Raw genomic sequence first — 21,134 nt, forward strand, 5'->3', positions numbered from 1 at the left:
AACGACCACAGTAACGATCACAACCACGGAGTGAGATTCATGTCGATACGATTAGGGGTGTGCTACTACCCTGAACACTGGTCCGAAGAGATCTGGCGCAGCGATGCGCAACGCATGACGGCGCTGGGTATCAAGCAAGTGCGCATCGGCGAATTCGCCTGGAGCCGGATCGAACCGTCGCCCGGAGAATACCAATGGGACTGGCTGGACCGTGCGATTCAGGTGCTGGCCGATGCCAACCTGGAAGTCGTCATGTGCACGCCGACGGCGACGCCGCCGAAGTGGCTGATTGACCAGCACGCGGATATCCTGCCGGTGGATGCCAACGGCAGGGCGCGGGGCTTCGGTTCGCGCCGCCATTACGACTTTTCTTCGCCGTCGTATTTCAAGGAATCGCAACGCATCGTCACTCTCCTGGCCGAACGTTATGGCCCGCATCCGGCAATTACCGCTTGGCAGGTGGATAACGAATACGGTTGCCATCATACCGTGGTGAGTTATTCGGCCGCGGCACAACAAGGATTTCGCCGTTGGCTGCAGCAGCGCTATCACACCATAGACGCGCTTAACCAGGCTTGGGGCACCGTGTTCTGGAGCGCCGAGTACCGCAGTTTCGACGAAATCGATGCGCCGGTCGGCACCGTGACGGAAGCGCATCCTTCACATCGCCTGGATTACCGCCGCTTTGCGTCCGATGAAGTGCTGCGCTATAACCGCATGCAAGTCGATATCCTGAGAGCGCACGCGCCAGGACGTCTGATGGTGCACAATTTCATGCAAATGTTTACCGAATTCGACCACTACCCGGTAGCGGCGGATCTCGACGTCGCCAGCTGGGACAGTTATCCACTCGGCGCCCTGGAAGAGCTGTGGTTCGCGCCGGAAATCAAAGCCCGCTGGCTGCGCACCGGCCATCCTGACTTCGCTTCCTTTAATCACGATTTGTACCGGGGCATGTCGGCGCAACCGTTCTGGGTAATGGAGCAGCAGCCGGGCCCGGTGAACTGGGCGCAATGGAATCCGAATCCTCTGCCGGGCATGGTGCGCCTGTGGAGTTGGGAAGCCTTTGCACACGGCGCCGGCTGCGTCTCCTACTTCCGCTGGCGGCAAGTGCCGTTTGCCCAGGAACAAATGCATGCGGGCTTGAATACGCCCGATAATCGCCTCGATATCGGCGGCCATGAAGCGCAGCGCGTGGCCGAGGAAATACAGCAGGTCGAGCTGGCGGCGGGAGGGCTGCAGCAACCGCGCGGCAAGGTCGCGCTGCTGTTCGATTACGCCGCCAAGTGGCTGTTCGAGATCCATCCGCAGGGGGCGGATTTTCATTATCCGCAGATCGCCTTCGAATATTATTCTGCCTTGCGTTCGCTTGGCCTGGATGTGGATATTGTTCCGCTCAGCGCAAAGCTTGATGGCTACGCCATGATCGTGGTGCCGCCGTTGCCGGTGCTGCCGGCCGACCTGGCCGCCCGCCTGAGGGCGAGCGGGGCGCAGGTATTGCTCGGACCGCGTAGCGGCTCCAAGACCGAGTCCTTGCAAATACCGGCGAATCTGCCGCCGGGGCCTCTGCAGGAAATACTGCCGATACGCGTATGGCGGGTCGAATCGATGCGACCTGGTATAACGGAACCGGTCGAGTGCGGCGGACGGCATGGCAAGGCGTATCACTGGCGCGACCTGATCGAGGCCGGGGACAATGTAAAGGTCGTCGCCGCGTTCGGCGACGGCCATCCTGCGATAGTGCAACATGAGTGCTTGCACTATCTGGCCGGCGTGTTCGATGCCGATTTCACCTGCGACTACTTCGAGCGGACTGCGCTTGCTGCCGGCCTGGCGCCGGAGCGTTTGCCGGAAACTTTGCGCATCAGCCATCGGGGCGGACTGACGTTCGCCTTCAATTACGGTAATCAGTCATGCGTTGTGCCGCATGGCGAGCATGCTGAATTCATTGTCGGCGCCAGCCCGCTTGCAGCACAGGGAGTCGCCATTTATCGCCGGCGGAATTGAAAATTTGGTAAGGTCGTTTTATAAGCCACAATAACTAGGAGACAAGTATGAAAAAGCTGTTTTGCATAGGTTTACTGGCAGCCTTGCTGGTTTCAGCGTTGGGTTCGGCCGCAGCCGGAACCCTGGCCGTCAATATCGCCTACAAAGGCGCGAGCCAACGCGCGGTATGGCAATCGACACTGGACGAATTCAAGAAGGCCAACCCGGATGTAGATATCAAAGCGGCATTCGTCGAGGAGGAGGCTTACAAGGTGCAACTGCCGGGCTGGCTGTCAACCCAGGCGCCGGACGTCATCAATTGGCATAACGGCGAACGTATGGCGTTCTACGCCAGCCGCGGCTTGCTGGAAGACCTCAGCGACGACTGGAAGAAAAACAAATGGGATGAGATCTATGCCTCCACTAAGGACGCCTCGTCGTACAAGGGCAAACAATACGCACTGCCGACTGTGTATTATTCCTGGGGTTTGTTTTATCGCAAGGACGTGTTCAAGACCGCCGGCATTGCCGGAGAACCGAAAACCTGGGAAGAGTTTCTCGACGCCTGCAACAAATTGAAGGCGGCCGGCGTTACCCCGTTCGCGGTCGGTGGCCGCGATTCCTGGACCTTGGCAGGCTGGTTTGATTATCTGGATTTACGCCTGAACGGCAACGCTTTCCATCAGCAGCTGATGGCCGGTGAAATCCCTTACACCGATGCGCGCGTTAAAAAAGTCTACAGCGCCTGGAAAACCCTGATCGACAACAAATACTTCATCGATAATTCGCTGTCTTACGATCTCGACGGCGCCCAGCCGTTCCTGTTCCAGGGCAAGGCGGCCATGATGCTGATGGGGACTTTCATTGCAAAGGGATTCCCGCCAAAACTGGCTGCCAACATGGGATATTTCCAGTTCCCGATCATCGACGCCAAGATTCCTACCGCCGAGGACGGTCCGGCAGAATCGATCCATATCCCCAGCAAGGCGCGCAACAAGGTTGACGCCCATCGTTTCCTCGCCTTTGTCGGCACGCCGGCGATCAGCGCCAAGCTTGCCGAGGGGCTGGGATCGTTGCCGGCGAATAGCAAAGCACCGGAACCGACCGAATCGATTTCACGCATCGGCTTCCAGATTCTGTCGAACACCAAGGGCGGCATCGCGCAATTCTATGATCGCGACATGACCAAGGAAATGGCGGACGAAGGCATGAAGGGCATGCAGAAGTTCATCAGCGATCCGGGCAAGCTCGATGAAGTCCTCAATGAACTTGAACAAAGCCGCAAGCGCATCTACAAGAAAACGTGAGCTGCCTGCTAACGGATGTTCATCAGTACCCGCGAGGGGGCAACCGCTGCATTACTGTGCGGTTGCGCTTTCGCGCAACATTTTTTTGCTGTAGACGGTTCAACGGGAGTTGATTGCCATGCCCGCCCAAACACCTGCCATTATTCCAGCAAGGCCGCAGCCTTCCGATCTTGCGGCAGCCAGTAAGCCGCGCCGTCGCAGCACTGCCTCCAGACGGAACCGCGCCGCAATCTGGTTCCTTGCGCCTGCCTGCCTGATGACGGCCGTGTATGTGCTGTACCCGATATTTTACACAATCTATCTCAGTTTCTTTAATTGGGATGGCATGATGAAACCCGAGTTCATCGGGTTTGCGAATTATATCGAGATGTTGCACGCACCGACATTTCATGTCGCGTTGAAAAACAACCTGACCTGGCTGCTGCTGTTTTTGCTGGCGCCGCCGGCCGGCCTGATCGCGGCGCTCTACCTGAATCAGAAGGTGCGCGGCATACGCTTGATCAAGGCATTGTTTTTTGCGCCCTTTGTTTTGTCGGGGGTCGTGGTCGGGCTGATCTTCAGCTGGTTTTATGATCCGACGTTTGGCTTGCTGACGCTCTTGCTGGGACATGGCGTACCCGTATTGGGAGACCCGCGCTATGTCACGTTCGGCATCATCTTTGCCGCCCTTTGGCCGCAGACCGCGTATTGCATGATTCTGTTTCTCACCGGCCTGACCTCAATTAACATCGATCAGGTAGAGGCGGCGCGCATGGAGGGAGCCAAAGGCTGGAGCATGCTGCGCTATGTCATTCTTCCGCAACTCAGATCGACAACCTTCATGGCATTTGTGGTGACTATCATCGGCGCTCTGCGCAGTTTCGATCTTATTTCCGTCATGAGCAGCGGCGGTCCATTCGAAAGCTCGACCGTGCTGGCTTATTACACCTATGACCAAGCCATCAAATACTATCGCCAGGGCTATTCGGCGGCGATTGCCGTCACCTTGTTCGCCATCATGCTGATCTACATCGTTTATCAATTGCGCCGCCTGCTGCGCGATGAACGCTAAGGGAGTTGCCATGTTTCCCATGCCCATAGAAAAATGGAAGGCGTCCAATCGCATCCTGTACAAACTGTCGTTGCCGGTCGCCTTGCTGATATGGCTGCTGCCGATATTGGCAGTGCTGGTGACTTCGGTACGCTCTACCGACGAACTGATGGAAGGCAATTATTGGGGCTGGCCTAAAGATTTCGCCATGCTGGATAATTATCGCGAAGCGCTCACCGCGTCGCCGATGTTGCATTACTTCTGGAACAGCTGCCTGATCACCATACCGTCGGTGATCGGCGCCATTGCATTGGCCGCCATGGCCGGTTATGCGCTGTCGACCTACAAATTCCGGGGTAATGCGTTGTTGTTCGCCACGTTTGTGGCGTGCAATTTTGTGCCGCAACAGATCCTCATGATTCCCGTGCGCGAGATCTCCGTGTCGTTGGGCTTGTTTAATACGGTGAGCGGCCTGATCCTTTTTCACATCGCCATGCAAACCGGTTTTTGCACACTATTCCTGCGCAATTTTATCAAGCAATTACCTTACGAAATGATTGAAGCGGCGCGCATCGAGGGAGCTGGGGAATGGACGGTTTTTTATCGTATCGTGCTGCCGCTGATCCGGCCAGCACTGGCGGCCCTGGCCGTCCTGGTCTTCACGTTTGTCTGGAACGACTATTTCTGGGCGCTGTGCCTGACCCAGGGCGACGATGTGGCTCCGATTACAGTTGGCGTGGCAGCGCTTAAGGGACAATGGACCACCGCTTGGAATCTGGTCTCGGCCGGATCGATTCTAGCTGCGATACCGTCCGTACTCTTGTTTTTTCTGATGCAAAAGCAATTTGTCGTTGGTCTTACATTCGGGGCCAGTAAGGGCTGAGTCGCTATTAGTGCCGCTTACAACTGGACCTGCCCCAGCACGCCCGGTTGATGCCAGCTTGCCCAGTCAGGCGTGTACTGGCAATCTCAACGTCTATTGCCGAACGGCTTTCTATGAGCGCTGTACGTCGCCATGACTGAAACCGGCACAGAAACTGAAAATCACTGGTCACGGTGGGCAGGGATTCCCTCGCCATAAGGCGCGAGTCGCCTTATGGTGGTGTTCGGCACCTTGTACGGAACAGTACGTCCCCGCTCTATCCAACGCTGCCGGCGCTAAGCGAGTCCTTCTGCGCTCAGCGTCTTGGTCACCGAAGGCAAGCCCTTCATCCGGGTCAGATGATCGCTGAGCCGCTGAGGTAGCACGATGCCCATCATGGCGGCCCACGACAGCATGACAAACAGATAGCAGTCGGCAATCGTCATCTGCTCGCCCACCAAAAACGCTTTGTTACCCAACTGCTCGCTGATAGTGCCGAAGCGCACAAGCAGTGTCTGCGCGGCCTTCTCCTTTTCCTGCGCGGTTCCATTACGGAAAAAAGGCATAAAGTTGCGATGGATCTCGGTGGTCATGAAAGTCGTCGCTTCCAGAGCGCGCCAGCGCTCCACACCGCCTTTAGCCAGAAGCTTGCCCGACTTCTCCGCGATGTAGACGAGAATGGCCAGGTTCTCAGTCAGGATCGTACCGTCGCCCAGATCGAGCGCCGGGGTATAACCCTTGGAGTTAATAAGATTGAAGTCCGCGCCGTCGTTGGTGCGCCGGTCGCGTCCAACTTTGACGAGCCGGTGGGATATTTCCGCCTCGATCAGGGCGATGTGTGAGGCTTGGCTGCAGGCGCCGGGAGCGTAGTAGAGAATCATGGATGTCCTTTGTATTAAGTCAGGAATGTTGACCAGGACTTAGTATGAGACTATCTGAGCTTCGACAAAAACGCATATTTTTGAGGCCAAGTCATATGAGTGTGACCACACTGCCGACTCCCCGTCACTGTCGCCAGGTGAGCGAAGTGCTCAACCGGGTCGGCGACAAATGGAGCATGCAGGTCATCGTGGTGCTGCGCGACCAGCCGCGCCGCTTTAACGATCTGCGGCGTCAGGTCAACGGGATCTCGCAACAGATGCTGACACGCACGCTAAAGGTGCTCGAGCGCGACGGCTTGGTCGAACGCACGGTGCGCGCCACCTCGCCACCGCAGGTCGACTATGCTCTGACGCCATTCGGACATTCACTGTCCGAACCAGTGCGGGAACTGGCCAAATGGGCGCTCGCGAACTTGGATACACTGTACGACAATCGCCTGCGCTACGACGCAAACAACGAAACGAATGACGACACAAGCCAAGCATAAAGCCAGTGCTGCCTTGAGTCTGGCGGCATCGAATTGCCAGGCGATGGCATCACACCGATGATAAGCGGCGTGTTTTTTCAAGCAGGGGAAAGCTGCGCGACGCAGTTCCAGGGCAGGAAGTTGTCGACTCAATTGACGGGATGGTCAGCAATGTTACCGAGCACATGACGCAGACAAGCTTCGGGGGGGAGGCTAAGCCAATTTCTGGAAAACTGAATTATTCACGGCCGATCAATCATTTTCAATTAAAGCCGTCGCCGTAGTTTGCATCTTTGTTCTACGAATCGACGTGTAGTTAGCAACTTTATTGGCCAGTTAGCATCTTTGTTCTGAAGGACCAAGATTTATTCCGGCCTATTAAAGTCGAAAACATGCCCATAGTATCCATGCGGGTCCCCGACCATACAAATCCAGTTACATTTTATCCAAAGTCGAAAACACATTGGTTCGAGCTCGTGGTCCCGGCGTTCCCCCAACAAATAAAGTCGAAAACTAACTGTTTCGATATGTTGCGATGCAGCCACAAATCAGGTTAGGCGAGTTCTTTTTTGGATGGGCACCCCCAAAAGAATGCCTTCACAATCGACCTTGCTGCTCTCCTTTATTCCGGCAGCCCCGCTCTGCGTAGACCGTCCACAAATGTGGCGAGATTCTCCGGCCGGCGGATCGGTAGCCAATCTGCAATATTGGAGAGACGCAACGTAGAGTCGAGCTGGCGCAAATGATCCATCGCACGCTGCGCTTCGGCCATCCGTCCGGCAAGCGCATGGCTCGCCGCGAGGATGGCGACCGCCGGCAGAAAACTCGGCAAATCCCGTAACGCTTTCTCTGCCCATGACGACGAAGCGTCGAATCGCTCCATGAAAAGATGCGCGAGCGCCATTCCGGTTTGCATTCTGTACAGTTCCGGGTCGAGGGGACTCAAACGCATGGCGCATGCAAGCTGCTCGATGGCTGTATCGGTTTCGCCGTGCAAGATTCTGAGGTACGCGCCGAGGAACCAGGCTCCTGCGAGGTTCGGATTGAGCACGAGTGCCTTGTCCAGCAATGCAATGCCGCCCGAGAGGTCGCCGGCAAGATGGCCAAGCGCATGGCCGCTTCTGGTGATCGCCACTGCATCGCTCTTGTCCAACTCCACGGCGCGGCGAGCCAGTCGGACGCCCTCCGCCATTTCCCGTGGGCGATCGGTCATCCAGCGATTGATCTTCCGCATGCAGTGACACCATGCCGCCATCGCATAGGCCGACGCAAAATCCGGATCGATCTCCATTGCCTTGTGGAAGAGCGGCAGCGCCTGGTCGATGGTCTCCCTGGTGCCCTGATGCAACTTGGCCATTCCGCGCAGATAGTAATCGTAGGCGTCGAGGTTTTCGGTTGGCTTATGCCTCGCACGTTCGATCTCCGCCCGCTCGACCTCAGGAGCGATCGCGCCGACCACGCTCGTGGCAATCTGGTCCTGCAGTTCGAAAATGTCTCCAAGCACGCCTTCGAAACGGCCCGCCCAGTGATGTGCCCCGGTTGTCGCATCGATCAGCTGAACCGTGATGCGCACACGATTTTTTGCCTTGCGCCAACTGCCCTCCAGCACATAACGAACACCCAGCTCACGGCCGACCTGTTTCACGTCCACTATTCGGGCCTTATAGGTAAAGCTCGAATTACGCGCGACGACGAACAGCCAGCGATACTGCGATAACGCCGCGATGATGTCTTCTACCACGCCGTCAGCCAAGTAGTCTTGCTCCTGGTCTCCGCTCAAGTTCACGAAAGGCAAGACAGCAATGGACGGTTTGGCAGGCAGGGCCGGCGCAGATGCAGAGACTTGAACCGATGCGGCCGACTCGGTGCCAGAAAGGTCAACGTCATCCAATGACTTGACTTTCCTGATATCGGCGACGAACCGGAATCCTTTGCGGGCGACCGTTCGAATCACGCTCTGCTGCTGACCGCTGTCGCCGACCGCCTTGCGCACTGCGTTAATGTGGCTGGCCAAGGTCGACTCCGAGACGATGCGGCCGGCCCATATCGTATTGATCAGGTCGTCTCTGCTGACGACGCGCTCGCGGCTCTCCGCCAGGTAGGCCAGCAGGTCGAATACTTGAGGCGCGGTCGCAATGACCCGGGACGCCCGCAGAAGTTCCCGCCGGTCCAGGTCGAGCACGCAGTCGTCAAACACTAATAGCATTCAGAGTTCCTTGTCCCGTGCTCATGCGCCGGGAACGTGGTCAGAGTGTGTCCGCGATTTTGTGTCATCGGGAAATCGTTTAATGCCGCGGCATATGTTCATCGAAGCGGATGGTGAACCGGTTCAGCACCGCCTTCCTGTTCTGAATCGGCATCGCCCGGCATCACCCATATCTTGCCGATGTTGCGCAATCCTAAATAATACAGCTTGAGCAACGCCTCGTCATTTGGAAATGCGCACGGCTCTTGGAAATGGTGCGCAGATCAGCCGAAACGACACCGGCTCGTGGACAAATTTCCAGGCAAAATTCAATGAAAATCCAAGGTATTGGCAAAGCATTCCGCCCAGTTGGCGCGCAGACTGAATCCATCGATCCCCGCAATGAAGATGATCGACACTAAACCGAGGAGCGAAACATGAAAATAGTCGTTATTGGCGGTAGCGGCCTTATCGGGTCGAACATTGTAAACAGACTACGTCTCAATGGCCATGAGGTTGTGGCGGCATCGCCTCGCACGGGCGTAAACACCATCACCGGGAAGGGGCTGGCTGAAGCGCTTGCGGGCGCTCAGGTCGTTGTCGACGTGGCAAACTCGCCCTCATTTGAGGACCAGGCCGTATTGGAATTCTTCGAAACCTCCGGTCGAAATCTTCTTGCTGCTGAAGCTGACGCCGGCGTGGAGCACCACGTCGCGCTCTCTATCGTTGGCACCGATCGCCTTCCGGAATGCGGTTTCTTTCGGGCAAAAGTCGCCCAGGAAGAGCTGATCAAAGCGTCGAAGATTCCCTACACCATCCTGCGTTCGACGCAGTTCTTCGAGTTTGTCGAAGGCATAGTTAACGCCGGCGCCGACGGCAACACGATTCGCCTGTCGCCCGCCCTCATTCAGCCCATCGCAGCGGATGACGCCTCGGCTGTGCTGGCCGATCTCGCGGTCGGGGTACCGGTGAATGGCATCGTCGAGGTGGCCGGACCTGATTGCTTCCCTCTCGACGAACTTGGGCGCAAGTTTCTTGCCGCGCGCAACGACAAGAGGCCGGTAATCGCCGACGTGCATGCGCGCTATTTCGGCAGCGAGTTGAATGATCGATCTCTGGTCGCGGGCGACAACCCGCATATCGGCCCGACACGTTTCCACAACTGGCTCAGCCGCTCATTGGCGCAAGGATGAGCAAGCGAATCATTAACCTACGTTCTTATCACATTGAGGAGCCATCATGACCCAACGCATCGATTACCAGAAGCAATCCCCCGAGCTATTCAAGAAGTTCGTCGAGTTCAGCCTTGCCTTCAAGAATTCCGCGATCGAGGAGTCGGTCCGTGATCTCGTGGATATCAGGGCATCGCAGATCAACGGCTGCGCCTTCTGCGTGGACATGCACGTCAAGGAAGCCACGATACATGGCGAGCGGCCGCTCAGGCTGCATCATGTCGCCACCTGGCGCGAGTCAACGCTGTTCAATCCGCGCGAACGCGCTGCCTTGGCGTGGACCGAAATCCTGACCCAGATTCCCGCCCAGGGCGTGCCTGATGATGTCTATGAGCATGTTCGCGCGCAATTATCCGAGAAGGAATTGTCCGATCTGACCTTCCTGGTGATGTCGATCAATGCCTGGAATCGCGTCAACATAGGCTTCCGGCTCGTGCCCGGCACATACGACAAAGCATTCGGCGTAGACAAGTCCGGCCTGTCCTGACCAGGCATCGACGCAGCCGCGTAAGGGCGCTGCGCCGAACCTGCCTGCCGGTAGCCAACAAACGGAGAAACGCCATGCTTAATATTAAGAAACTAATCGCTGTGGTTTGCACCATGGCAAGTGTGGTCGCTACTCAGCACGCGACCGCTGCTGGGGATGCTGTAGTTACACCGCTGCTCGAGAAGTCATTCAATAACATCCCCGGCAAAGAGGGGCTCTTGATTCTGGTTGAATACCCGCCGGATAATGTCGACCCGGTCCATCGCCACGATGCGCATGGCTTCATCTACGTTTTGGAGGGCTCCGTCGTGATGGGAGTAAAAGGAGGGAAGGAACAGACGCTTACGTCTGGCCAGACGTTCTACGAAGGCCCTGAGGACATTCATACGGTAGGTCGGAACGCGAGCGCCACCGCGCCTGCAAAGCTTCTGGTTTTCCTTGTCAAAGAAAAGAAAAAGCCGGTATTGATACCGGTGAAGTAAAAACAGCCGGGCGTCTGGTGGGAGGGCGCTGGCGCCTGATGTCGGTTTAAAACTTCGTCGGCGCCTAACGAATTGTGGAAAACAAAGAACATGCTGTCACGATAATGGTGAAGCGCTCCGTGAATCTATTTAGAACAATCTCGAAGCCATCGATTTTTTAGGGCTCTCTGTAGGAACGTAACCCTACAGAGAGAAACCATCACACAGATTTACGGACTAGAAACTCCAGCGCAGGCCGACGCCCAATTCATTCATATTGTTGTGTCCATGGGTACTCGCCAACTTGTAGCCATCACTGATCTGTACTTGATCAGCGACTGCATAGATATCGGTCTGAGCGTCAAATTTGTAGAAAGCAGCGGTATAAAAGGTCTGTCTTTTACCGTTGGCTGCGGAGGTAACAGCGCTAGTGTCCGCCGTTACGCCGAGCGTATTGCCAGTGGCGCCGTACCCTGCATTTTTTACCTTGATGTTGTGATATCCCAGTACATATCGCATCTTCCCGGCAGGGGTGAACACAAGCGATGTCGAGAAGACATTGTCTGTGCGGCCGCCAACCGCTGCCTGGTCGACGGAGGCGTAGGCCACACCGGCCTTCCATTGAATGAGCGGACCGAACTGATAGTTGCCGCCGAAGGCAAAGATATTGTGCGCCAGATTGGACACGACCATGTGCGTGTAGGTCCCATCCAGATTAAACGCACCACCGTTGTAGGCAAGCGCTATGCCTGTCGTGCTGCCGTTACCGAACTGGCCGGGGGAATTGCCTGGCCCATTTCCGTTTTCAACGTACCCGAATGCGTAGGTGGCTCCCACGACCCACGGCCCCATTTCCTTCTTCCATACTATGCTGCCGTCGTTACGCGTCCCGTCGGCACCGCCGCCGTAGAAAATCAGCTGTTGGATATTACTGTTGTTGCACCATCCGGCTTCGCTCGTATCGACCTTGGAGGTTCCGAAAGCATCACCCCAGGTCTGTATGAAATCGCGGGCCAGTGTATTCTGGCGGCCGAATGTGAGTTTCCCAATGCGCTCGCTTTCGATCCCGATCCACGCATCGCGATTAAACAACACGCCAGGGGTATCCATGTTCCCGGTCGGCGACTCAAATTCGCTTTCAAGCGTGCCGATGACTTTGGTGCCGCTATCCTTGTCGATGATATGGTATCCATGGATACCAAATCGATTACCGCTCATCCATGACACCAACATACCGGTCTGCCGATTACCCTTGGTGTCGGCGTTCGATCTGCTGCCTACTGTCACATCGATCTTGCCATATAGCGAGACGCTGGTATCGATACCCTGAATGAGATTCCAACCCGGGGCCTGCGCAATCGTGACAGGGGTTGCGCCGGTTGCCGTCGGCGTTGCCTGCGCTTCCTTTTGGGCTGTTTCTATGTGGGCTAAGCGATCGTTCAACAACTGGATTTGCGCTCTGAGATCGGACACATCATCTGCGTGGGCGGGCAACGACACGAGAACACCTATCGCGAAGGCGATGGGAGTTAATTTGGCTAACATTGAATCTCCTTTATAAGTTATTTTTTTGAATGGACTGAGTTTGTGCCGGCAATAATCAAGAAAATATTTTTGTCCCTGAACGGAAATTTGATTTCACTTGAAACTGCAATCACCTGTTCAGCCGCCAACTTTGCATCGAAAATTGGTTACGCAAAGATGCCATCATTTTTTTTATTTGGACATTGAGGTTTTCCACATTGGTACAACACACAATGTGGAAAGCCACAATATCGGCACGCAGGAAATTGATGTAGATAGCTACTGAAAATTAGGCAGCACAATCTGACCTTGCACTATGTGGAAGAAAGGTGCGCAGCGGTCGACTTGCCACATCTCGATCGAATCGAACGAGTGATTGAAATTTAACGCAGATGCAAAGATGGGGAGGATATGCGGAAATACTTAAGCATCGAGTCAGCAATCTGCGACCTTAGGCCCGCCAGATTTTTGAATGAACAAAAATCATGAAGTTTCAAATAGGAAATCACCTGATGGGGGAACGAAATTATTCGTGACCTAACGTGCTTTTAGAAATTGATGTTGTTCGAGGAAATTTGAAGAAGAGTGGCTAGTTCCATTGCCGTCTTTACTTTCATCTTTTCGAAGATGTGAGCGCGATGAACTTCAACTGTACGTGTACTGATGAAAAGTTTGTCAGCGATGACTTTGTTTATGTTCCCGGCCAAAATAAGGTCCAATACTTCACGTTCCCGCGGAGAAAGCGTTGCCAGGCGTATCTGCGGTACGGCCGCATTAACGGCTTTCAGTGAAGCGGCAAGTGCTTCTTGCACTCGGTCCATGAGTTTATTGTCGTCAAATGGCTTTTCAAAGAAATCAAAAGCACCGCGCTTTATGGCATCGACAGCCATTGGCACGTCGCCATGACCTGTCATAAAAATCACCGGTGTCCGATATATTAGATCACGCGCCTTTAGCGTGTCGAACAGAGCAATGCCGCTGATGCTCGGCATCCGTACATCAAGCAGCACGCATTCGCCCGACGGTTCGACATGCGAGATGCCTTCGAGAGCGGCAAGAAATGCCTCGCCGCTTCCATGAGTCACCGCTGCAATGTTGCGGGACGACGCTAGCCATAGAAGCGAGTCCCGAATTTCTTCTTCATCGTCAACAATGTGAAGCATGAATGCTCCTCAGAATAAGTATGAGATGAGGCATTTGGAAGGCATTTTTTTTACTTGTCATGAGCAATCACCTTGGCAGTCTAATCTTTTGGCAAAGCGGGTAACGAAAAACGGAAAACAGCACCGCCTCCTGGATTATCTGCATGCGTCAATGCTCCACCGTGGAATTCAACAGCAGTGCGGCAAATATTCAACCCCATCCCCATACCTTCCGCCTTGGTCGAAAAGAAAGGTGAAAACAATCGTTCGACAACTTCCCGTGGAATGCCATGACCTTGATCAATTACCGAGACCGTCACGTGCGGGACAGGAATAGTGGAATCCAGCGCGGCAACGATGCGCAACACGCGTCGCTCGGGCGCGCAATCCTGCATCGCTTCGATCGCATTGCGCGTGAGATTGAGCAATACCTGTTCGAGCAGGGTGCGGTCTGCCAGCACGGCCGGCAAATCGGCAGCGATGCTGTAATGGGTGACGACCGAAAATTGCTGTGCCTGCAATTCCACCAGCGGCATTGCGCTGTCGAGCAATTCCTGGACAGTCACGGGTTCGCGCGAAGGCTCACGCTGTTTCACAAAGGCATGCACGCTGCGAATGATCTGGCCGGCTCGCTGCGCTTGCGCGCTAGCCTTTTCCAAGGCCGTTTTAAGGATCTCCGGATTGATGCCGCCAGTTTCCGCCACGCTGTTCTTGAGCAAGTTCAATGCGCCGGTCGTGTAGCTCGAGATAGCCGTCAGCGGCTGATTCAGTTCGTGCGCCAATGTCGAGGCGATTTCCCCCATGCTGGCCATGCGGGCGCTGAATTGCAACTTCTCGTGCTGTTGGCGGTTAATCTCTTCAATCGCCTTACGTTCGGAAATATCGAGCACCGATCCCATCCAGCCTGTCTGTTTGCCGCTCTCATTTACAAGCGGCGACTCGAATATCAGCACTGGGAAACGCGTGCCGTCCGCGCGCTGGAAGATGGTCTCAAAACCTTGCGGCGTGATATTCCCGGCAAGTCTTTGGGCGAGTCGCTGCTGATACTCAGACATGGCCTCCGGCGCCCAATACGGCATAGGCGGCAATTTTCCCACAAGGTCTTGCGGAGAGTAGCCTACCATCTGGCTGAATGCCGGATTGACGTAAGTGACGCGTCCATCAAGGTCGCGGGCACGCAGGCCGGTCACCAACGAATTTTCCATTGCGGTACGAAACGACACCTGTTGCAGCAGCGCTTCTTCCGTAGCCAGTCTCCGATTGATATCACGTCTCAAGGCCCACAGGCTCCAGAGCAGGCCCAGCGACAGAACGATGACCGAAATCACCAACAGATTCGACAATATTTTTGGGGCGCCTTTGACACTATTGGTACGCAATATAAGACTGGTTCCAGGCAATTCCAGCACCCGGCTGTAGGTATATACATTACGTCCGGGCCCGCCAGCTATGCGCTTGTCGATGATGTTTTCATTACTGTCGGTTAAAACGATTTCATTCTCTTGTGCAAACCACCAGGGGACCATCTCTTCCAGAATGCCTGAGGTCTGGTAGGTAGCGATCAAGCTGCCTAAATAATGGTTGCCTGCATAGAGAGGCAGATGGTAATCCAGCGTCATCACCCCTGGCTGACCAAGTGGTGCTTCCGGCTGGCCGTACTGAGGTTTTTTTAAGATGCGGGCGCGTTGCGCAGCTAGGCGCGATGCGCCCGGAAAGTCTGTTAATGCAACTGCCGCATCACTGGTCGAGGCTATTTGCCTGTCATCTGCGCCGAGCCAGACAATACGGCTTAGCTCGCGGTTACTGCGAAGGAGGGTGCCTACTCTATCCCGCAGCTTTTTTTCCGGTAAAGAACCGTTGATAATTTCTTCACTGATCGTATGGAGATTTTCTTCGTTGCGGCTGAGTTGAAAATGGATGGCTTGCTCCACCCATAGGGTATCGGCAATCAATTGTTTCTGGCGGTCGTTAGCCTCCATGTGTTGCGCTTGCCATGGCAGCCATAGCAGCACCGATAAAAACAGCAATACTAGAAAAACAGATGGCATCCAGTGCGAGATCCTCATTTTTCCGGAGGAAACTCCCAGTTCGGTTGGCTTCGAGCGACGTATCATATCCATCAGTATGATAGAAATCCGGCTGCTTTGCGGCAATAAATCTGTTGTGGTTAACCACAATTGCGGTATTTCGGGTTGCTAATGATAATGCATGGCACAAATGGATTTATACCATGCATTATTTCTAATAATCAGGAGACATCGTGAAACTAAAATTTTTGCTTTCAATGCTATCTGCCGCTGTTGTCGTGAGTACAAGCGCATTTGCCCAATCTCCCATAGTGATCAAGTTCAGTCACGTTGTCGCGAATGACACCCCTAAAGGTAAAGCGGCGTTGCGCTTCAAGGAACTGGCGGAAAAAGCAACCAATGGCCGCGTCAAGATCGAGGTCTATCCCAACAGTACGCTATACAAAGACAAAGAAGAAATGGAAGCGCTGCAACTCGGCGCGGTACAGATGCTGGCTCCCTCGCTCGCCAAATTCGGTCCTTTGGGCGTAAAAGAATTCGAGTTATTCGATTTACCGTATATTTTCCCGGGCAGAGACGTGCTCGATGATGTGACCCAGGGCGCGATCGGCAAAGAACTTTTCAAGAAACTGGAGCCTAAAGGAATCACCGGTTTGGCCTACTGGGATAATGGCTTCAAAGTCATGTCGGCAAATAAGCCCTTGCATTTACCAGCCGATTTTAAAGGTTTGAAGATGCGCATCCAATCTTCTAAAGTATTGGATGCGCAAATGCGTATTTTAGGTGCGAATCCGCAAGTGCTCGCGTTTTCCGAGGTATACCAGGCCTTGCAGACAGGTGTGGTCGATGGCACAGAAAATCCGCCCTCTAATCTCTACACGCAAAAAATGTATGAGGTACAGAAGTATGTAGCCATGTCGAACCACGGTTATTTAGGCTACGCCGTCATCGTTAACAAGAAATTCTGGGACGGCCTGCCAGCAGATATCCGCAGCGAGCTCGACGGCGCAATGAAAGAGACTACCAGGTACGCCAATACGATCGCACAGCAAGAGAACGATAGTGCGATGGAGGCTATCCGCAAATCCGGCAAGACCGTGGTCTACAACTTGACCGACCAGGAAAAAACCGAGTGGCGCAAAGCGCTGCTGCCGGTGCAGAAGCAAATGGAAAATCGCATCGGCAAGGATTTGATCACGGCAGTCAATCAGGAATCCGCAAAGCTGGGATACAAATAAATAATCAAGGCACGCAATAGAAGTGCGGCAGGCAGCCTGCAATTATTCGCCTGAGCGCATAGCGATTCAAGATTATTTTGTGAGAGGCCCCGGCTCCTCTTGCCTCTGAACTTTACGGATATTCCATGAAATTTCTCGACCATTTGGAAGAGTGGCTAATTGCGTCCTTGATGGCAATGGCAACTGTTCTTATTTTTCTTGCAGTGGTACATCGCTATGCCTCGGGGATGCCAATTCCCTGGGTGCAGGATGAACTCATCAAAATCAACTCCAGCTGGGCCCAAGAGCTGTGCATCTACATGTTTGTGTGGATGGCGAAATTCGGCGCTGCCTATGGCGTGCGTGTTGGCATCCATGTCGGCGTCGATGTATTGATCAATAAATTGAGCGCGCCATGGCGCAATAAATTCATTATTTTCGGCTTGCTGGCCGGAGCGCTCTTTACCGGCGTCATAGGTACCTTGGGAACCAAATTCGTGTGGGAAATTGCCCATACGGATACGGTGTCCGCCGACCTGGAAATCCCGATGTGGATCGTCTATCTGGCAGTGCCGCTCGGATCGTATCTAATGTCGTTCCGGTTCTTGCAAGTGACATGGCAATTCTTCAAGAATGGCGAACTTCCAAAGCATGATCACACACACATCGACGGTGTCGAAGACGCCGTTGATGTAGAACACGTGGGGTTCAAAGCATGAATGCCCTGATTATATTCGTGCTGTTATTTGCATTGATGCTGACCGGTATGCCGATCTCGATATCGCTCGGCTTGACCGTGTTGACCTTCCTGTTCACGATGACTAACGTGCCGATTGAGTCGGTGGCGTTGAAACTGTTCACTGGCATCGAGAATTTCGAGATCATGGCGATCCCGTTTTTCCTTCTGGCGGGCACCTTCTTGACGCATGGCGGGGTGGCAAAGCGCATGATCAAATTTGCGACAACGCTGGTTGGTCATTGGCATGGTGGTATCGGCCTGGCTGGGGTCATCGGTTGCGCATTGTTCGCCTCGGTATGCGGCTCAAGCGTAGCAACGGTGGCTGCAATCGGCTCCGTAGTTCTGCCAGAAATGGTCAAGCAGGGGTTTCCAAAGAAATTTGGCGCCGGCGTGATTGCAACTTCTGGAGCGCTCGGCATTTTGATGCTGCCATCGGTAATCAAAGTGATTTATGCCGTATCCACCAATACTTCAATCGGAGCTCTTTTTATCGCCGGCCTGATTCCGGGAATTATTCTCACCGGGATGCTTTGCCTGACGACCTGGAATATTGCCCGCAAAAATAGCTATCCACGCTTGCCTAAAGCTAGCTGGCGTGAGCGCTGGGACGCATTTCGCGATAGTGCGTGGGGATTATTCTTGGTGGTAATCGTTATCGGCGGTATTTTCAGCGGCATATTTACGGCAACGGAAGCAGCTGCGATGAGTGCTGTGTACGCCTTTCTGGTATCTATTTTTGTCTACAAAGACATGACTATCAAGAATGTGCCGAAGGTATTGCTCGATTCGGCGGCGATGTCCGCCATGTTGCTCTACATCATCACGAATGCAACCTTGTTTTCCTTCCTCATGACGTCAGAGAATGTTCCTCAAGCCCTGACTGAAATCATTCTGCATATGGGACTGGGTAAAGTGGGTTTCCTGCTGGTCGTTAATTTACTTCTATTGTTGGCGGGGAATGTGATGGAAGCGTCCTCAATCATTCTGATCATGGCGCCGATTCTGTTCCCGGTTGCGGTCAAGCTGGGTATCAATCCCATCCATTTCGGCATCATGATGATCGTCAACATGGAGGTCGGAATGTGCCACCCACCTGTCGGCTTAAATTTGTATGTCGCATCGAGCATCACCAAAATGGGAATCACGGAATTGACCAAGGCCGTCATGCCATGGTTGCTTACCATGATTATTTTCCTGATTTTGATCACTTATGCACCGCAAATGACAATGTTCCTGCCCAATCTTGTTTACAAATAAATCGTCTTGAAATCATGTGCACAAAGCCGCCATATGTCGTTAGCGATGATGGCGGCGATGCGTCTTTTCCCTGACCGATTTAATTTGACAGTCAGCCTAAAACATCTGGCTGCGTAACCGCCGTTCCATTCTCAAACCACAATATTGTCGCACCGCTTCTGTCACCCGTTGCATCGTGTAAAAAAATAATTTTAGGCTTACCTAAATGGGGAGATACCATGTTCAAAAGCTTGGGAAAAACTATCGCTGCTATTGTGCTCGCAGGTGCAACCTTGGTTGCGCTTGCTGAGGATGGCGTTACTGACAGTACGATATTGATCGGCCAGACAATTGGCGTTACCGGAACTGTGGCAGGACCGGTCAAGGAAATGCTGGAGGGAGCCAACGCCTACTTCACGTCGGTCAACGCGAATGGCGGCGTCAATGGGAGAAAAATAAAACTGATCACATTGGATGACAAATTCGATCCTGCACTTGCAGCGTCCAATGCGGCAAAACTCATCAAGAATGAGCATGTCTTCGCCCTGTTTCAAAGCCGTGGTACCCCTCATACCCAAGCAATCATGCCTGTTCTGGAGGCAAATCATGTGCCATTGATAGCGCCATCGACAGGGGCGTCCGTTTTTCACAATCCGGTAAATCCATTGATATTCAATGTTCGCGCGAAGTATCAAACGGAAATCGGCAAAGCAGTCGAATATTTTATTTTCGCGGGGGTCAAGAGCATCGGCCTTCTACATGTCGACGATACTTTCGGACAAGATGGCCTTGCGGGATTTAACAGTGCGATGAAGGCGCATTCGCTTCCTTCCGCAGTTATTATCTCATTTGCCAGAGACAATCCTGACTACAAGACAACAGCTGCAAACGTCATCAAGGCCAAGCCGGCGGCATTGATCATTGTCAGCTCGTCCAAAAACACCATTGACGTAATCAAGGAAATCCGTGCGCAAGGAAGTAAGTTGCAGATCATGACCCTTTCAAACAATTCTTCAGAATCCTTTATCAGAGAACTCGGCAGCGCAAGATCCGGCATTATTCTCGGCCAGATTACACCGCCGCCGGATCTCGTTTCCACTCGGCTGGGACAAGAATTCGAAGCCGCCGCCAAGAAAACGCACGCGACCGCTTCTTACGCGGCGATGGAGGGATTCGTCTCTGCCAAAGTGCTGGTAGAGGGATTGCGCAGAGCCGGCAGCAATTTGACCCGGGATCGATTCTTACATGCGTTGGAGTCGATCCGGCACGAAGATCTGGGAGGGTTGATGATTACTTACACTGCGCAAAATCACACAGGCAGCGAATTCGTCGAATTCACGATGATAGGGAAAGACGGACGCTACGTCCGATGATAGCAACTTTATTGGCCAGTTAGCATCTTTGTCCTAATGGGCCAGCTTTTTCACCATGGACAATAGTTTCGGATACAGCGCGTCAATATTGGCTTTTCAGCTTATTTAGGCCATGTGTACCCGAAACTATTTGGCCATGTGCATCCGAAACTAATTGATGTTCCCATCACCTGGTTGCTCAGAACAAAGATGCTAACTGACCCTTAGCATCCACGGCGTTCCGTAAGCCATATTCTTTTTCAGCTACACCCTCTAAAGATGCTAACTGCAGCGATTTCTTTCCACTAATTCAGTCTCTCTTAACAACAAACTTGCTAACCGGTACGCGGTGGGCCGATTTCCATGTCAGTTATCTGCGTTTTATGGCTGCCAGTTCGCAAAGACGCTGACGCAGCCCCTCATCGTCAGGACGACGGGATTCGTAGTGATACAAGGAGCGGGAAATGCCTATCAGCCCGCAGGCACGGGTTACGCCTAGACCGTGGACATGCATGATGTGCGTCACGGCGCTGCGCCTGTCCTGCGGGCTCACCACTTTCGGCCGAGCACATCCTTCAGTGCAGCGTTGGCCAGCAGGCTTTCTGCCAGTAGCTTCTTGAGCCTTGCATTTTCCGCTTCCAGCGCCTTGAGCCGTTGGGCTTCGGATACCGTCATCCCGCTGAACTTAGATTTCCAGTTGTAGTACGTCGCGTCGCTGATGCCGTGCTTCCGGCGCACCTCCGCCACCTTCATACCGGCTTCAGCTTCCTTGAGTACGCCAAAAATTTGTTCTTCGGTAAATCGTTTCTTCATGCTGCCTCCGTATGGGGCAGACTCTAGATCGGTGCCGTACTAATCTCGGGGAGCAGGTCACCGCTACGCTAGGAAAAATAGGAAATCGTCATGTCCGCAGCGCCCCTCAGAGCGTCATCGGTGCCAAGATTCTAAGAACTGTGAGAAATGGGGCGACCTGCCAGCCACAAGAACGAGGTGCTATGC

General features: G+C 53.8%; 18 protein-coding genes. 12 read left to right on the top strand and 6 right to left on the bottom strand.

What is annotated here, in order from left to right; translation table 11 throughout:
- Nucleotides 1-39: 39 nt before the first annotated feature.
- From BM062_RS14375 to BM062_RS14390, 4 genes are all read left to right on the top strand, one after another.
- On the top strand, nt 40-2,007 hold the full coding sequence (locus BM062_RS14375; RefSeq protein WP_092397949.1) for a beta-galactosidase: 1,968 nt from the start codon (nt 40-42) through the stop codon (nt 2,005-2,007).
- Nucleotides 2,008-2,054: 47 nt separating this feature from the next.
- Complete coding sequence (locus BM062_RS14380; protein WP_092397951.1) at nt 2,055-3,293, top strand: ABC transporter substrate-binding protein; 1,239 nt, start codon at nt 2,055-2,057, stop codon at nt 3,291-3,293.
- 118 nt (nt 3,294-3,411) lie between these two features.
- A complete protein-coding gene (locus BM062_RS14385; RefSeq protein ID WP_175501009.1) occupies nt 3,412-4,344 on the top strand; it encodes a carbohydrate ABC transporter permease in 933 nt (310 codons plus the stop codon).
- Between the two features lie 10 nt (nt 4,345-4,354).
- Nucleotides 4,355-5,206, top strand: a complete 852-nt coding sequence (locus BM062_RS14390; RefSeq protein WP_092397953.1) for a carbohydrate ABC transporter permease — start codon at nt 4,355-4,357, stop codon at nt 5,204-5,206.
- 275 nt (nt 5,207-5,481) lie between these two features.
- Here BM062_RS14390 and BM062_RS14395 read toward each other — a convergent pair whose 3' ends face one another.
- Entirely contained in the window at nt 5,482-6,066 is a 585-nt protein-coding gene (locus tag BM062_RS14395) for a glutathione binding-like protein (protein ID WP_092397955.1), read from the bottom strand.
- Between the two features lie 95 nt (nt 6,067-6,161).
- Here BM062_RS14395 and BM062_RS14400 point away from each other — a divergent pair, with 95 nt between their 5' ends.
- A complete protein-coding gene (locus BM062_RS14400) occupies nt 6,162-6,554 on the top strand; it encodes a winged helix-turn-helix transcriptional regulator (RefSeq protein ID WP_175501010.1) in 393 nt (130 codons plus the stop codon).
- 601 nt (nt 6,555-7,155) lie between these two features.
- Here BM062_RS14400 and BM062_RS14405 read toward each other — a convergent pair.
- On the bottom strand, nt 7,156-8,739 hold the full coding sequence (locus tag BM062_RS14405; protein ID WP_092397959.1) for a winged helix-turn-helix domain-containing tetratricopeptide repeat protein: 1,584 nt from the start codon (nt 8,737-8,739) through the stop codon (nt 7,156-7,158).
- 416 nt (nt 8,740-9,155) lie between these two features.
- Here BM062_RS14405 and BM062_RS14410 point away from each other — a divergent pair, with 416 nt between their 5' ends.
- From BM062_RS14410 to BM062_RS14420, 3 genes are all read left to right on the top strand, one after another.
- The gene (locus BM062_RS14410; RefSeq protein ID WP_092397961.1) at nt 9,156-9,911 is read left to right on the top strand and encodes an SDR family oxidoreductase; all 756 of its coding nucleotides are present in this window, start codon (nt 9,156-9,158) and stop codon (nt 9,909-9,911) included.
- A 46-nt stretch (nt 9,912-9,957) separates the two neighbouring features.
- Nucleotides 9,958-10,437 (top strand): carboxymuconolactone decarboxylase family protein, encoded by a 480-nt coding sequence (locus BM062_RS14415; RefSeq protein WP_092397963.1) that lies wholly within the window; start codon nt 9,958-9,960, stop codon nt 10,435-10,437.
- Between the two features lie 74 nt (nt 10,438-10,511).
- Complete coding sequence (locus BM062_RS14420; RefSeq protein WP_092397965.1) at nt 10,512-10,919, top strand: cupin domain-containing protein; 408 nt, start codon at nt 10,512-10,514, stop codon at nt 10,917-10,919.
- 216 nt (nt 10,920-11,135) lie between these two features.
- On the opposite strand, the gene BM062_RS14425 is transcribed toward BM062_RS14420, so the two are convergent.
- The 3 genes from BM062_RS14425 to BM062_RS14435 all read right to left on the bottom strand — a co-directional run bounded on the left by BM062_RS14425 (nt 11,136) and on the right by BM062_RS14435 (nt 15,684).
- Nucleotides 11,136-12,443 (bottom strand): porin, encoded by a 1,308-nt coding sequence (locus BM062_RS14425; protein ID WP_092397967.1) that lies wholly within the window; start codon nt 12,441-12,443, stop codon nt 11,136-11,138.
- A 527-nt stretch (nt 12,444-12,970) separates the two neighbouring features.
- Nucleotides 12,971-13,585, bottom strand: coding sequence for a response regulator transcription factor (locus BM062_RS14430; protein ID WP_092397969.1), 615 nt, complete (start codon nt 13,583-13,585; stop codon nt 12,971-12,973).
- An 80-nt stretch (nt 13,586-13,665) separates the two neighbouring features.
- Nucleotides 13,666-15,684, bottom strand: a complete 2,019-nt coding sequence (locus tag BM062_RS14435; RefSeq protein WP_371326589.1) for a two-component system sensor histidine kinase NtrB — start codon at nt 15,682-15,684, stop codon at nt 13,666-13,668.
- 140 nt (nt 15,685-15,824) lie between these two features.
- Between BM062_RS14435 and BM062_RS14440 the strand changes: the two genes are divergently transcribed.
- From BM062_RS14440 to BM062_RS14455, 4 genes are all read left to right on the top strand, one after another.
- Nucleotides 15,825-16,829 carry a TRAP transporter substrate-binding protein gene (locus tag BM062_RS14440; RefSeq protein ID WP_092397971.1) on the top strand — a complete coding sequence of 335 codons (1,005 nt, stop codon included), beginning with the start codon at nt 15,825-15,827 and terminating at the stop codon, nt 16,827-16,829.
- 125 nt (nt 16,830-16,954) lie between these two features.
- On the top strand, nt 16,955-17,527 hold the full coding sequence (locus BM062_RS14445) for a TRAP transporter small permease (RefSeq protein WP_092397973.1): 573 nt from the start codon (nt 16,955-16,957) through the stop codon (nt 17,525-17,527).
- Nucleotides 17,524-18,804 carry a TRAP transporter large permease gene (locus BM062_RS14450; protein WP_092397975.1) on the top strand — a complete coding sequence of 427 codons (1,281 nt, stop codon included), beginning with the start codon at nt 17,524-17,526 and terminating at the stop codon, nt 18,802-18,804. The genes BM062_RS14445 and BM062_RS14450 overlap by 4 nt, the downstream gene beginning before the upstream one ends.
- A 218-nt stretch (nt 18,805-19,022) precedes the next feature.
- Nucleotides 19,023-20,156 (top strand): ABC transporter substrate-binding protein, encoded by a 1,134-nt coding sequence (locus tag BM062_RS14455; protein ID WP_092397977.1) that lies wholly within the window; start codon nt 19,023-19,025, stop codon nt 20,154-20,156.
- A 528-nt stretch (nt 20,157-20,684) separates the two neighbouring features.
- Here the strand turns inward: BM062_RS14455 and BM062_RS14460 are convergent.
- Nucleotides 20,685-20,948 carry a transposase gene (locus tag BM062_RS14460; protein ID WP_092397979.1) on the bottom strand — a complete coding sequence of 88 codons (264 nt, stop codon included), beginning with the start codon at nt 20,946-20,948 and terminating at the stop codon, nt 20,685-20,687.
- Between the last annotated feature and the right edge of the window lie 186 nt (nt 20,949-21,134).

Origin of the sequence: Collimonas sp. OK412, assembly GCF_900112135.1 — a bacterium.
Lineage (GTDB): Bacteria > Pseudomonadota > Gammaproteobacteria > Burkholderiales > Burkholderiaceae_D > Collimonas > Collimonas rhizosphaerae.